Source organism: Microbacterium dextranolyticum (genome assembly GCF_016907295.1).
Taxonomy (GTDB): domain Bacteria; phylum Actinomycetota; class Actinomycetes; order Actinomycetales; family Microbacteriaceae; genus Microbacterium; species Microbacterium dextranolyticum.
In genome coordinates this window covers 3,013,338-3,026,369 of sequence record NZ_JAFBBR010000001.1, presented here as the reverse complement: position 1 = coordinate 3,026,369, position 13,032 = coordinate 3,013,338, and the positions used below count along the sequence as shown (strand labels likewise).

The following is a 13,032-nucleotide window of genomic DNA, read 5'->3' as shown; positions in this document are numbered from 1 at the left end:
GTGCCGCCGCCAGGCGACCGTACGGCACGCGTCCCGCGGGCCGCGGCGTCAGATGAGGGAGAGCTCGCGCAGCTTCGCCTCCACGTCGGCGTTGCTCGGCTCGACGTGGTGGGTCGCGTCGGGGTAGACGACGACCGGGATGTTCGTGCGACCCGAGATCTCGCGCGCGACGTCGGCGGCAGACGGGTCGGCGACGAGGTCGACGTACGTGTACTCGACGCCGAGCTCGTCGAGCTGGCGCTTGGTGCGCACGCAGTCACGGCACCAGTCGGCGCCGAACATCGTGATCGGAGTGGAGGCGTCCTGCGAAGTCATGAGTCCAGCGTACGGCTGGCGGCGGTGATGACGGCCGGTTCACGCGTGACGGCAGCGGCTGCGACCCGCTTCGGCGCGTAGACCCACAGGGCGTGGTAGACGAAACGCACCACGAACGCGGCGGCGAGAGTGATGGCGGCGGCCAGCACGCTCGGGATGTGTGCGCCCTGCACCAGCAGAGGCAGCACCGAGATGCGAACGACGGCTTCGACGTTGTTGAAGACGAACGATTTGATGAACCGTGTGCGCATGAGGCCGGAATCGGCGCGCATGTCCGAGAAGACGAGGTATTCCAGCAGCAGGAAGTTGCCGATGATCGTCACCTCGCTGGCGATGATCGCGGCCGGCAGGTACTCCATGCCGAGGCGGATGAGTCCCCACATGATCACGAGGTTCGCGATCGCGCCGACGCCGCCGACGAGGGCGAACGCCGACATGCGGCCGAAGCGCAGCATCGCGAGCTGCGTCAGAAAGCGGATGCCCTGCGTGAAGCTGGCCTTCGATTCGCCCGCGTACCGCGTCGCGAAGGCGAAGGGCACCTCGCCGATGCGCATCTGGCGGCGCGCGAGGATCTCGAGGAGGATCTTGAACCCGCGGGGGTGCAGCGACTCGATGTCGATGCTGTCGCGGTCGACGAGGAAGAACCCGGTCATCGGGTCGGTGCAGCCGTGCAGCTTGCGCGGGAACATGGCCTTGGTCAGCACAGTCGAGGTGCGTGAGACCGCGGTGCGCGTCGCCCCGGCGAGGCCACCGGCCGTGCCGCCGGCGACGTAGCGGGATGCCACGACGACGTCGACGTCGCCCCGGCGGGCGCGCTCGAGCATCCGCGGGATGTCCTCGGGCGGGTGCTGCAGGTCGCCGTCCATCACGAGGCACCAGCGTGCCTGGGCGGACCGGAAGCCTTCGAGCACGGCGCCGCTGAGGCCGCCGTCGGGGGCGTCGCGGTGGATCAGGCGCACGGGCACCTGTGCGCTGGCCGCGACGGACGTGATGATCGAAGGGGTGTCGTCGGTGGAGTCGTCGACGAAGACGATCTCGAAGTCCTCGCCGTCGAGGGACGAACCGATGCGGCGCACCAGCTCGGCGACGTTCCCGCCTTCGTTGAAGGTCGGAACGATGATGGACAGTTCCATGGCGCTGCTCACGAATCTCCGGCGGTTGGGACGATTCAGCATATCGGTGGTATGCAGGCGCTACCTGAGTACGATCTGTCAGTCGCCGATGTGCTCGGCGAGCGCTGGGCGGCCTGCCCCCTCAGCCGATCTGGTCCTTCAGATCGGCGACGCCCATCCCGTAGTTGATGCGGACGCAGGGCAGCGCCAGCTTCTCGCTGCCGACCTGCACGTAGCCCTGCTCGATCGTGCGGGCCATCTCGAACCCGGCTTCGCGCAGGCCCTCTTTGGCGGTGTCGTTCGTGTGACCGAACGGATACGCCATGATCTCGGTCGCGCCCGCCGTGACGCCGACACCGCGCAGCGCGTCTGCGGAAGCCTTCATGTCCGCGGCGATCTCGGGCGCGGACAGGTTCACCATCTGGCCCTTGCCGTTCGCGCCCGCGTGATGCATGTCGTGGGTGTGCGAGCGGGGCAGGATGAACCGGTTCTGCGTCGCCGCGCCGTCGCCGGTGATGTCGAAGGAGGTCGCCATGACCTGCAGCTGCTCGTTGATGGGCGAGGCCATCGTCAACCAGGTCGGGTCGGCGTCGTCGTCGGTGACGATGACCGAGTGGTCGGGCAGGTAGAGCGCTCCGTCGATGAACGCGCTCAGCTCGTCCCACGTGGGCAGGTAGAACGCGTGGTCCTTGATGTACTGCATGTGCGAGCGGTAGTCCTCGATGTACGAGTAGTTGCCGCGCAGCCACCCCTCCTCGCCCCCGGGCTTCGCCGTGAACTGGTGGTACATCAGGATCGGCACGCGGGTCTTCGCACCGGTGACGGCGGCGGGCGTGGTCCACGCGCCGTAGAGGGTGGTCTGCTGGTTCGTGCACGAGACGAGGTCCGAGCCGTTGACACGCACGGCGGGGCTGGCGGCGTTCGTGGTCGGGTCGGCGGATGCCGCAGTGGCCGCCGCCTGGTCGTGGTACCAGCCGGCGAACGCCCGGCCGTCGTGCCGCGGGATCGGCAGGTGGTCGTAGAGGCGGTCCTGCACCTGCAGCTGGGGGTCGATCGAGGCGCCGTCCAGCACGAACGACACGGCGCAGGCGCCGGCCTGGCCCGTGTGCGCCGCGAGCAGCTTCTCGCCGGGCGTCTGGGGCGTCGGAGTCGGCGTCGGGGTGGCCGCGGTCGCGCTGACGTCGGGCGTGGCGGCATCCGTGGTCGCGCCGGCGCAGGCGGACAGCCCCGCGGACGTCACGGCGACCAGGATGCCCACGGTCAGCGCTCGCGCGAAGCCGCGCCGCTGCGCGCGAATGATGCTCATGTCGTACTACCCCCGGTGCCGGGCGCCGCTCGCGCCGGGAACATCTTAGAGGTCGCGGGTATCGACGATCTGGACGACGGGCCTCGACTGGGCCCCGTCCCTCGCGCGCGTCGCGGAGCCAGATGCTGGGCGGCGTCGGCGCGGATGCGTAGGGTGATCGTGTGAGCGATCCCGACGTGCGACTGCGCCGGTTCCGGGCCCTGCCCGGCCTTTTCGCTGAAGCGCCGACCTGGCTGGTCGCGACGGTGGGGGCGGCGCTCGTCGTACTGGGTGCGCTCATCGCGGTGCGCCCGTTGACGTCGCTGTGGGTGCTCGCGGTCTACGCCGGCGCGAGCTGCATCCTCTCGGGTGTCGCCGAGCTCGTCCGGGGGCGGCGCCCGGGCATCCTGCGCATGGTCGTCGGCGTCGTCTGGATCGTCGTGGGCATCGCGCTCATCGCGTGGCTCGGTGTCAGCATCGCGCTGCTGCCGATCGTGATGGCGGCGCTGCTCGTGGTGGGCGGTCTCTCCGACCTGCCGCGGCTGCGCCAGGGGCCCCTCAGCGCCCGCGTCCTGACGGCTGCGTGGATTCTCGCGCAGATCGCGTTCGGCGTGCTCGCGCTGCTGTGGCCCGATCTGACCTCGGTGACGGTGGCGGTGCTGTTCGGGCTGCGCGCCGTCGTGTTCGGCCTCACCCTGCTCTGGCGCGCGCTGGCGCCGTGGCGTCGTCGCCTGCGAGCGACGCGGGCGTCGCGCGATCCGGCGCCGCGTGGACGGATCATCGCGGCGGCTGTGGGCCGCTGGGTGGCGGCGCTGCTGGTGGTGGCGGTCTCGGCGGGCGCGTGGATGGTCAGCCTCGACCTGCGGGCGGGGCTCCCTGTCGTCGACGCGTTCTACTCGACACCGGCGGAGGTGCCGGATGCCCCCGGCGCGCTGCTGCGGGCCGACGCGTGGCCCGGGACGGCGCCGGCAGGCGCGCACGTCGAACGCATCCTCTACACGACGACCGACCTGCACGGCGCCCCCGCCGTGGCGAGCGCGATCGTCGTGATTCCCGACACGCTGCCGGACGGACAGGCGCGGGTGGTGCTCTGGGATCACGGCACCACCGGCATCGCCCGCGACTGCGCGCCGAGCCTCATGATGAACATGTTCGACATCCAGGGCATCCCTGCCGTCGCTCAGGCGGTCTCCGCCGGATGGGTCATCGTCGCGACGGACTACTCCGGTCAAGGCGCGGCGGGCGATTTTCCCTATCTGATCGGTCAGGGCGAGGCGCGCTCGACGCTCGACGCGTTCCGCGCCGCGCGTCACCTGGACGGGCTCGACCTGCCCGCCGAGGCCGTCGTCTGGGGGCATTCGCAGGGCGGTCACGCCGCACTGTGGACCGGCGCGCTCGCCGCGGAGTACGCGCCCGAACTGCACATCCTCGGCGTCGCAGCCGTCTCTCCGGCGGCCGACCCGCGCGGTCTCGCGCAGCGGATCATCGGCGCCGCGGGATCCAGTCCCGTGACGACGCTCGCGGTCGCGTGGGTGCTGATCCCCTATAGCCAGGCATACGACGACGTCGACTTCGCGGCGCAGGTCGCCCCCGCGGGGCGCGCGATCGTCCGCGAGATGTCGGCCCGCTGCGCCAGCCAGCCGGGTCTGCTCGTCAGCGTGCTGAGTGCGATCGGCGTCGGCTCGGGCGATCGGCTGTACCTCGGTGATCTGACCGGCGGGGTGCTCGGCGCCCGCCTCGACGACAACAAGACCCTCGGCCCCTGGGGTGCGCCCCTGCTGATCGCGTGGGGTGGGTCGGACGAGGTCATCGCCCCCGCACTGCAGCACGACTACGTCGGCGAGCTCTGCGCCGCGGGGGTCGATCTGACCTCGCACGAGTACCCGGGGCTCTCGCACATGGGCGTCGTGACGGAGGGATCGGGCTTTCTGCCGTTGCTGGTCTCGTGGACCGCGGACCGGTTCGCCGGGCGCGCGGCGCCGCCCTCGACGTGCTGATCGGCTGACCCGCCGGCCGCCGGCCGCCGGAGCGGGGCGAGCGAGGCCACGAGCGCAGGTCGTCGACGCGATGTCAAGTCCCTCGTCCGATGCCTCCCGAGCGCGTCTGCTGGGGAGATGGACCACAGCGTCGGGATTCTGACCGGTGATCGCCCCGGTCTCGTCGCCGACGCCGTTCGCTCCGCCGTGACGTTCGGCATCGAAGAGGAGTTCGTCTTCGTCGACCGCCGCACGCTGCAGACGATCGACCTGGGCCCGGCGGCGATCACCGAGCTCGGCGCCGACGCCGCCGGTGCGGTGGCCGCCGAGTTCTTCCCGTCGCAGATCGAGTACGCGACGCCGGTGTGCACGCGCACCGATGAGGCGCTCGCCGCGATCCTGGCGTTCCGCCGGGCGCTCGCCGCGTTCGCGGATGCCGCCGGTGTCGTCGTCGCGGGAACGGGTACGCCGTTTCGCACGCTGACGCGCGGTGACGACTGGTCAGGGCGATACGCCGTCATCGCGGACGAGATCGCCGGGCTCGCCCCCGACCATCAGCTCAACGGACTGCACGTGCACGTGGGCATCGCCGACCGCGATGCGGGCGTGCGGGCATCCAACTTCCTCCGGCCGTGGCTGCCCGCCCTTCTCGCGCTGTCGGCGAACTCGCCGTTCTGGCAGGGGCGCGACACGGGCTTCGCCAGCTGGCGGGCGATCCACAGCAGGCGGTGGACGACGCACAGCACACCTCCGTACTTCGCCGACGCGGTCGAGTACGACGACGCGCTCGACCGGTTGGCGGGGGTCGGTGCGACATCGGATGCCGGGACCATCAACTGGCACGCGCGGCTGTCGCAGCGGCATCCCACCCTCGAAGTCCGTGTGTGCGACGCCCAGCTCGATCCGCGCTCGTCGGTGGCACTCGCCGCGATCATCCGTGCGCTGGTGGTCGAGGGGTTCGACACCGTCACCCCGCGTCCGACCCGTTACGAAGGGTGGGATGCCGCGCACTGGCACGCGGCACGCCACGGCACCTCATCGACCCTCATCGATCCGGCGTCGGGGCATCCCGTTCCCGCGGTCGTGGTCATCGAGGCGCTGCGCTCGATCGTCGAACGCCACCTCGACGCCGACGGGCGGCGCGAGGTGGACGGATTCTTCGCCGAGCTGGAGCGGTCGGGAACGGGAGCGTCGCGTCAGCGGCGGGCCCATGCCGCAGGGGAACTGGCCGGACTGTACCGCTCGCGCGTCGCGGGCGACTGAGGAGCATGCGCGATGCGCAGCGAGGAGCACATCATGATCGAACCGAGAACTGCCGAGGTCGGCTCTGCTCCGGCGTCGACGAGGGTCGCCGGCGCCGAGCCGGTTGCCGCTGAGCTGTCTTCCCCCGCCCCGTCCGCGCCTCCGTCGCCCGTCCGCGGGATCGTATGGGAGCTCATCGACGTCGACGCCTACGCGGTCACGTGCGACGCCGACACCGTCGGCTTCGTCGACGTCGTCGGCTCAGTGTATGTCGCGCTCGCCGGCCCGGACTATCATCGCGCCGTCGAGATCGCGCAGGCGACCGATCTCGAATCGGCGATCGCCGCGATCGTCGTCGCGCGCTCCTGACTCCGGCGCCCGCGCCGCACGCGCTCGCGCGGCGCTCAGGCCGGGGCGGAGGCGGACGCTGAGGGCAGCACAAGCCGCTCGCCGTGGCTGTACACGTTCATGGATGCCCCGCGCACGAATCCGGCGAGGGTGAGCCCGGTGCGCTCGGCCAGGTCGACGGCGAGAGACGACGGCGCCGAGACCGCCGACAGGAACGGGACTCCCGCCATGACGCACTTCTGCACCAGCTCGAAGCTCGCGCGCCCCGAGACCTGCAGCACGGTGCCGGTGAGGGGCAGATGCCCCTGCAGCAGGGCCCAGCCGAGCACCTTGTCGACCGCATTGTGGCGACCGACGTCTTCGCGTACGACGAGCAGGTCACCGGTGGCGGTGTCGAACAGTCCCGCCGCGTGCAGGCCGCCCGTCTTGTCGAAGGCCGCCTGCTCCGCGCGCAGTCGGTCCGGCAGGGTCAGCATCCAAGCGGCGTCGACGCGACTGGCATCCGCCGACAGATCGAAGGACGAGTGCCGCTCCACCTCGTCGATGCTCTCCCGGCCGCAGACGCCGCAGGCGCTCGTCACGGTGAATCTTCGGGCGGGCGACTCGGGCAGGCGGGCGCCGGCGCCGAGTGCGATGTCGAGCACGTTGTAGGTGTTCTCGGCGCCGCCGGTGCCCGGTCCGCCGCAATGGATCGCGCCGCGGAAGTCGCTGTCGTCGCGGATGATCCCCTCCGACAGCAGGAAGCCGGCGGCGAGCTCGACGTCGTGCCCCGGCGTGCGCATCGTGACGACGAGCGGCGATCCGTCGATACGGAGCTCGAGGGGCTCTTCCACCGCCAGGGTGTCGGCACGACGACGCGGTGAGGCGTCGAGCGAGACGCTCAGCACCGGTCGTCTGGTCGTGATCCGTCCCACGTGCCGAGCCTAGACCGCGCTCGCCTTGCCGTCGCCGGACGGCGGGAGGAGGATGACCTGTGTGGCGATCGACAGTAACGAGGGTTCGGCGTTCGGACTGATGACGGATGCCCCGCGGCAGGGCGGATTCGGCCCCGCGACCACGGGACCGTGGGAGAGCAAGGGCGCCTATCGCCACCCGGCGGCCGGATGGGGCGCGGCGATCTCGGTCGGAGAGGTGCTGCTGCGCGAGCGCGAGCCGATCATCGGCACCAAAGCGATGTTCACCATGAACCACCCCGGGCGCGGATTCGACTGCCCCGGATGCGCGTGGCCCGACGATCAGGGCGTCACGCTCGACATCTGCGAGAACGGCATCAAGCACGTCACGTGGGAGATGACCCGCGAGCGCGCGGACCGCGCCTTCTTCGCCGCGCACACCGTCGCGGAGCTCAGCCAGTGGACCGATCACGCCCTCGAGAAGGCCGGCCGGCTCACCGAGCCGATGGTCTACGACCCCGAGACCGACCACTACGTGCCCATCTCGTGGGACGACGCCTTCGGCCTCATCGGTGAGACGCTGCGGAGGCTCGACAGCCCCGATCAGGCGGCGTTCTACACCTCGGGTCGCCTCAGCAACGAGGCATCCTTCCTGTACCAGCTCTTCGCGCGCGAGCTCGGCACCAACAACCTGCCCGACTGCTCGAACATGTGCCACGAGGCATCCGGACGGGCGCTCACCGCCTCGATCGCGACCGGCAAGGGCACGGCGTCTCTCGAGGACTGGGCGCAGTGCGACGCGCTGTTCGTGCTCGGGGTCAACGCCGCCTCGAACGCGCCGCGCATGCTCACGACCCTCGCCGAGGCGGTCGACCGCGGGGCCCAGGTCATCCACGTGAACCCGCTCATCGAGGTCGCCGAGACCCGCACGATCGTGCCGCACGAGATCCTCGACATGGCGCGCTTCAAAGCGACCGACACGAGCACCGGCAACCTGCAGGTGCGTCCGGGTGGCGACCTCGCTCTCATCCGCGGCATGGCGAAGGTCGTGTTCGAGGCGGCCGCGACCGACCCGACGGTGCTCGATCAGGCCTTCCTCGACGCCTACACCACGGGTCTCGACGACTATCGCGCCCTCGTCGAGGCGAGCGGGTGGGACGAGCTCGTCGAGCAGTCGGGGCTGAGTGAGGCCGACATCCGCGGTGCCGCCGAGATCTACCTGGCGTCGGAGCGGACCATCATCAGCTGGTGCCTGGGCGTCAGCCAGCACGAGCACGGCGTCGACACGGTGCGCGAGATCGTCAACCTGCTGCTGCTGAAGGGCAACATCGGCCGGCCCGGCACCGGGCCCGCGCCCGTCCGCGGCCACAGCAACGTGCAGGGCAACCGCACCTGCGGCATCAACCACCACCCGACCGAGGAATGGCTCGCGAAGCTCGACGAGGTGTGCGGCATCCGCTCGCCGCGTGAGCGCGGCCTCGACACCGTGCACACGGTCGCCGGCATGCACTCGGGTGAGGTCAAGGTCTTCGTCGGTATGGGCGGCAACTTCGTGCTCGCCGCGCCCGACACACCGTTCACTGCCGCCGGCATGAGCAGCTGCGAGCTGACCGTGCAGGTGAGCACCAAGCTCAACCGCAGTCACATCGTGCACGGCGAGAAGGCGCTCATCCTGCCGTGCCTCGCCCGCACCGAGACCGACCAGCAGCGCGCGGGGCGCCAGTCGATCTCGATGGAAGACGCGATGAGCTCGGTGCAGCTCTCGCTCGGGGCGCGGCGCCCGGCATCCGCCCACCTGCGCAGCGAGCCCGCGATCATCGCCGGCATCGCCATGGCGACCCTCACCGACACGGTGACGCCGTGGCAGGACTACATCGACGACTACGACCGCATCCGCGATGTGATGGCCCGGGTGCTGCCGGGGTTCGAGGGGTACAACACGCTCGTGCGCCAGCGGTACGGGTTCCGCATTCCGCAGCCCGCGCGCGAGCGCGACTTCCGCACGCCGTCGGGGCGCGCCGAGTTCTCGCACGCGCCGCTGCCGAACGTGATTCCTGAAGAGGCCGATGTGCTCGTGCTGCAGACGATGCGCTCGCACGACCAGTGGAACACCACGATCTACACGAACGACGACCGGTATCGGGGCATCCGGAACATCCGCGAGTTCGTCTTCATGAACCGCAAAGACATGCGCGAGCGGGGAATCGGCGAGGGCGATGTCGTCGACATCGTCGCGACGTCGGTGAAGGACGGTTCGACGCGCTCGGTGCGGGCGTTCCGTGCGCTGGAGTACAACATCCCCCGGGGCAGCGCGGCGGGGTACATGCCCGAGCTCAACGTGCTGATCGGCGTGAACGATTTCAGTGCGCAGAGCGATCAGCCGCTGATGAAGGACATCCGCGTGCGGATCACGCCGAGCGCCGAGCGCGAGGTCGCCTGAGGGCTGTTCGCTCGGGCGGCGGAGCCTCCGCGTCGGATCGCGGGGGTCGGCTGTTCGCTCGGGCGGCGGAGCCTCCGCGTCGGATCGCGGGGGTCGGCTGTTCAGCCGGCGCGGACGCGGAACCAGAGGGTGAGTTCGCGCAGGGCCCGTATGGCCGCCTGCGTGTCGTCGGCGTTCTCCAGGTCGTCGAACGTGTCGCGGAAACCGGGTGGCGGCGGGGTGGGCTCGGCGGAGATCCGCTCGTAGCCCATCGTCCAGTCCGGCAGCTGCCGTTCGGGGGAATACCCGTCGAGCAGCACCCGGATGCCGGTGTGCCGCGGGTCGGCGCGGATGCGGTCGAGCAGGGCGCGCACCGCGGTCTCGGGGCCTTCGAGGAACTGCAGAAACCGACCGCGACGGTAGAGCAGCATGCCGGTGATGTCTTCGTCGACGTTGTTCGCGCGGCTCTGGACGAGCAGGGCTTCCAGATCCTCGGGCATGGCGGGTGAGGTGGCGGTGCTCATATAGATGAGCGAGTACAGATCGGATGCCCCCGATGCGTCGTTCAGGGGGTCGATGAGCGTCACAGCATGCCTCCCGCCGTCGACGCGGAGGTCACCAGCTCCGTCGCCCCCGCCAGCTCGTCGGCTGTGCCGAGAGGGTTGCTGAAGCCGTCGCGGGCCAGGTAGCGGCCGTCGGACGTGCGCTCGACGCACCCGACGAACACTCCGGGAAGGCTGGCGACGTAGAAGCCGGCTTCGACTTGTGCCCAGACCAGTGTCGCGGTCTCACTCATGATTCATCGGCCTCCCGTCCGATCGACCTCACGATACCGATGGGCGCCGACATCCGCGTCGGTATGGACATGGGTGGGGTGGGGTGCTGCCGGCGGAACACCATTGTCGACACTGAGCGGATTCCCTACATTGAGGATGGGCGTAGTGATCCCGCTGGCCGGAGCAATGAGTTGCCCCGGAACGCCGGGAACGTCGAGTTCTTCGAGCGACAGTCGCCTCCGCGTGGTCGAAAGTCGAACAACTCACCCGAATGGAGTGGCAGAAATGATCAAGCCGTTTGAGGTTGTCGTCGCAGCGCTTGCGGTCGTCACCTTCATCGCAAACGCCGTTCTTCTCGGCTCAACACCCCTCAACTACGTGTGTTGGGCGATCGCGATTGTGGCCCTCATTCCCGGGTGCGTGCGTTGGATGCGAGCTCGCGGTGGAAAGCGGCGTCCGCAACCTTCGGGCGACACGGTCGACCCGTTCACGTCACGGTGACGGCGCTATAAGGCGCGCCTGAGTGAACTTGCGGCGGCGTCTTCTCCACGTCGTCGTGTCGGCGTAGCCCGGAACCTCACTCTGACCAGGGCAAAGCAAAACCCCCGCCATGTAGAAGCTAGGCGAGGGTTTCTGGGACCGTTGTAACGACGGTCCTTGTGGCTCCGACGGGCGTCGATCCCGTGACCTCACGATTTTCAGTCGTGCGCTCTACCAACTGAGCTACAGAGCCGCGCGGCATCCGATGAACATCTGCCGCGTCCTACACGAAGGGCCCTGATCTCGAAAGAAAGGGCCCGTCGCTTGGAGCGACCCTGACGGGACTTGAACCCGCGACCTCCGCCGTGACAGGGCGGCACGCTAACCAACTGCGCTACAGGGCCATACGTATTCAATTGTGTGCCGGAGAGTGACCCCAACGGGATTCGAACCCGTGCTACCGCCGTGAAAGGGCGGCGTCCTAGGCCGCTAAACGATGGGGCCGAGCGAACCCGGAGGCTCATTCTTACCGACGCTCAAGCATAAGAGATCCTGCGCCAAATACGAAATCGAGGGCGTGGGGTCCCTCGAACGCCGCGTTGCGGGGAGAGGATGGCGGCGGTCGCGGATGCCATCGAACCCCTTGTCTCTGTGGCGAATGTTGTTAGTGTGACTCGTGGTGTCGGAGTGACTCCGAGCCTCAGGCGTGCGAAAACCCGGGCGCGCGGAAAGAGAGCCAGAACGTGGTGATGGACGAAGCCGGATCCTCAGAGGACTGCGGCTGCGCGCCGAGTGCGCGCGAACTGACGGCGCTGCGCTCGCCCCTGTCGCGGCGCACCGCGCTCGGGCTCGGCGGCCTGGGCGTCGTGGGCCTGGGTGTTCTCGGGTGGAGCTTCGGCTCGACCGCGTTCGCCGCCGACTACCCCTCGTGGGACGACGTGCAGGCGGCAAAAGCCAACGAGTCGGCCAAGGGCGCCGAGATCCAGCGCATCCAGGGGCTGATCTCGAGCTTGCAGGGCGACGTCGCGGCCAAGCAGGCCGAGGCCGAGCGTCTCGCCAACGAGTACGTCGCCGCCCAGATCGCCTACGAGACCGCCGTCGACAAGGCCAACGACCTGCAGGCGCAAGCAGACTCCGAGGCGGCCCGCGCCACCGAGTCGGCGAAGAAGCTCGGCCGCCTGGCCGCGCAGCAGTACCGTGCCGGCGGCGACGATGCGGCGATGGACCTCTTCTTCTCGGGATCCGCCGCGAGCGCCGATGACCTGCTGGCGAAGCTCGGCACGATGGATCGCCTGGTCGCGGCCAACCAGGGCGTCTACGCCGACGCGGTGAGTGCCCGCAACAACGCGCAGAACCTCAGCAACCTGGCCCAGGTCGCCCGTGACGAATGCGACCGCCTGCGCAAAGAGGCCGAGCAGAAGGCCGACGCGGCCCGTGACGCCGCGACTGCTGCCCAGGCCGCGCTCGACGCGCAGAACCAGAATCTCGGCACGCTGCAGGCGCAGCTGGCCGCCCTGCAAGACACCACCGCGAAGACGGTCGCCCAGTACCAGGCGGGCGTCGAGCAGGCGCGCAAAGAAGAAGAGGCACGCCAGGCGGCAGCGGCCGCCGCGCGCGCAGCCGCCGCGGCCGCAGCTGCCGCCAACGCCAATGCCAACAGCGGTGGCGGGGGAGGCGGCGGTGGCGACAACGGCGGGGGCGGCAGCTCGGCCGGCACCGGCGGATCGGGCGGGTCCGGCGGATCGGCCGGCACCGGCGGCTGGGTGCGCCCGGCATCCGGCTACATCAGCTCGTGGTACGGCGTGCGCGGCAGTGTCTGCGGCAACGGCTCGTGCACGAGCAGCGGGCACCGCGGCATCGACTTCGCGACCGGCTGCGGGTCGCCGATCTACGCCGCCGCCTCGGGCACGGTGGTCTGGGCGCAGTACACGGGCGACTGGGGCAACTACGTCAAGGTCGACCACGGCGGCGGCACGCAGACCGCCTACGCCCACATCATGCCGGGCGGCTACAACGTGAACGACGGCCAGTGGGTCAACGCCGGCGATGTCATCGCCTACGTCGGCAGCACGGGCGCGTCGACCGGATGCCACCTGCACTTCGAGGTCTGGATCGACGGCGGCCGCATCGACCCCGCCCCCTACCTGCTCGATCGCGGCATCGACGTCTACTGACGCGAGCGCACC

At 69.9% G+C, this 13,032-nt stretch carries 11 protein-coding genes and 3 tRNA genes; 5 read left to right on the top strand and 9 right to left on the bottom strand.

Annotated elements, in window-relative coordinates; genetic code table 11:
- Nucleotides 1-48: 48 nt before the first annotated feature.
- The 3 genes from JOE64_RS13805 to JOE64_RS13795 form a co-directional block, all read right to left on the bottom strand.
- Nucleotides 49-315 (bottom strand): glutaredoxin family protein, encoded by a 267-nt coding sequence (locus JOE64_RS13805; RefSeq protein ID WP_204964769.1) that lies wholly within the window; start codon nt 313-315, stop codon nt 49-51.
- Nucleotides 312-1,448 (bottom strand): glycosyltransferase, encoded by a 1,137-nt coding sequence (locus JOE64_RS13800; protein WP_204964768.1) that lies wholly within the window; start codon nt 1,446-1,448, stop codon nt 312-314. Before JOE64_RS13800 ends, JOE64_RS13805 begins: the two co-directional genes overlap by 4 nt.
- Before the next feature lie 121 nt (nt 1,449-1,569).
- The gene (locus tag JOE64_RS13795; protein WP_204964767.1) at nt 1,570-2,733 is read right to left on the bottom strand and encodes a polysaccharide deacetylase family protein; all 1,164 of its coding nucleotides are present in this window, start codon (nt 2,731-2,733) and stop codon (nt 1,570-1,572) included.
- 161 nt (nt 2,734-2,894) lie between these two features.
- Between JOE64_RS13795 and JOE64_RS13790 the strand changes: the two genes are divergently transcribed.
- The 3 genes from JOE64_RS13790 to JOE64_RS13780 all read left to right on the top strand — a co-directional run bounded on the left by JOE64_RS13790 (nt 2,895) and on the right by JOE64_RS13780 (nt 6,299).
- The gene (locus JOE64_RS13790) at nt 2,895-4,709 is read left to right on the top strand and encodes a lipase family protein (protein ID WP_204964766.1); all 1,815 of its coding nucleotides are present in this window, start codon (nt 2,895-2,897) and stop codon (nt 4,707-4,709) included.
- Between the two features lie 117 nt (nt 4,710-4,826).
- Nucleotides 4,827-5,951 (top strand): carboxylate-amine ligase, encoded by a 1,125-nt coding sequence (locus JOE64_RS13785; RefSeq protein ID WP_204964765.1) that lies wholly within the window; start codon nt 4,827-4,829, stop codon nt 5,949-5,951.
- Nucleotides 5,952-5,984: 33 nt separating this feature from the next.
- Nucleotides 5,985-6,299, top strand: coding sequence for a hypothetical protein (locus JOE64_RS13780; protein WP_204964764.1), 315 nt, complete (start codon nt 5,985-5,987; stop codon nt 6,297-6,299).
- Nucleotides 6,300-6,334: 35 nt separating this feature from the next.
- Here JOE64_RS13780 and fdhD read toward each other — a convergent pair whose 3' ends face one another.
- Entirely contained in the window at nt 6,335-7,192 is an 858-nt protein-coding gene (gene fdhD / locus JOE64_RS13775; RefSeq protein WP_204964763.1) for a formate dehydrogenase accessory sulfurtransferase FdhD, read from the bottom strand.
- Between the two features lie 61 nt (nt 7,193-7,253).
- Here fdhD and JOE64_RS13770 point away from each other — a divergent pair, with 61 nt between their 5' ends.
- Nucleotides 7,254-9,611 (top strand): FdhF/YdeP family oxidoreductase, encoded by a 2,358-nt coding sequence (locus tag JOE64_RS13770; RefSeq protein ID WP_271202501.1) that lies wholly within the window; start codon nt 7,254-7,256, stop codon nt 9,609-9,611.
- Between the two features lie 101 nt (nt 9,612-9,712).
- On the opposite strand, the gene JOE64_RS13765 is transcribed toward JOE64_RS13770, so the two are convergent.
- The 5 genes from JOE64_RS13765 to JOE64_RS13745 all read right to left on the bottom strand — a co-directional run bounded on the left by JOE64_RS13765 (nt 9,713) and on the right by JOE64_RS13745 (nt 11,350).
- On the bottom strand, nt 9,713-10,177 hold the full coding sequence (locus JOE64_RS13765) for a BLUF domain-containing protein (RefSeq protein ID WP_271202500.1): 465 nt from the start codon (nt 10,175-10,177) through the stop codon (nt 9,713-9,715).
- Complete coding sequence (locus tag JOE64_RS13760; protein ID WP_204964761.1) at nt 10,174-10,386, bottom strand: hypothetical protein; 213 nt, start codon at nt 10,384-10,386, stop codon at nt 10,174-10,176. The genes JOE64_RS13765 and JOE64_RS13760 overlap by 4 nt, the downstream gene beginning before the upstream one ends.
- Before the next feature lie 640 nt (nt 10,387-11,026).
- A tRNA-Phe gene (locus tag JOE64_RS13755) sits at nt 11,027-11,099 on the bottom strand.
- 77 nt (nt 11,100-11,176) lie between these two features.
- Nucleotides 11,177-11,250 (bottom strand) — tRNA-Asp (locus JOE64_RS13750).
- A gap of 27 nt (nt 11,251-11,277) precedes the next feature.
- Nucleotides 11,278-11,350 (bottom strand) — tRNA-Glu (locus JOE64_RS13745).
- 245 nt (nt 11,351-11,595) lie between these two features.
- Here JOE64_RS13745 and JOE64_RS13740 point away from each other — a divergent pair.
- Nucleotides 11,596-13,020 (top strand): M23 family metallopeptidase, encoded by a 1,425-nt coding sequence (locus JOE64_RS13740; RefSeq protein WP_204964760.1) that lies wholly within the window; start codon nt 11,596-11,598, stop codon nt 13,018-13,020.
- Nucleotides 13,021-13,032 lie beyond the last annotated feature (12 nt).

Bases quoted from the DNA above. Each gene is read 5' to 3' on its own strand.
- JOE64_RS13805 (WP_204964769.1), bottom strand. From the start codon at position 315: ATGACTTCGCAGGACGCCTCCACTCCGATCACGATGTTCGGCGCCGAC.
- JOE64_RS13800 (WP_204964768.1), bottom strand. From the start codon at position 1,448: ATGGAACTGTCCATCATCGTTCCGACCTTCAACGAAGGCGGGAACGTC.
- JOE64_RS13795 (WP_204964767.1), bottom strand. From the start codon at position 2,733: ATGAGCATCATTCGCGCGCAGCGGCGCGGCTTCGCGCGAGCGCTGACC.
- JOE64_RS13785 (WP_204964765.1), top strand. From the start codon at position 4,827: ATGGACCACAGCGTCGGGATTCTGACCGGTGATCGCCCCGGTCTCGTC.
- JOE64_RS13780 (WP_204964764.1), top strand. From the start codon at position 5,985: ATGATCGAACCGAGAACTGCCGAGGTCGGCTCTGCTCCGGCGTCGACG.
- JOE64_RS13760 (WP_204964761.1), bottom strand. From the start codon at position 10,386: ATGAGTGAGACCGCGACACTGGTCTGGGCACAAGTCGAAGCCGGCTTC.
- JOE64_RS13740 (WP_204964760.1), top strand. From the start codon at position 11,596: ATGGACGAAGCCGGATCCTCAGAGGACTGCGGCTGCGCGCCGAGTGCG.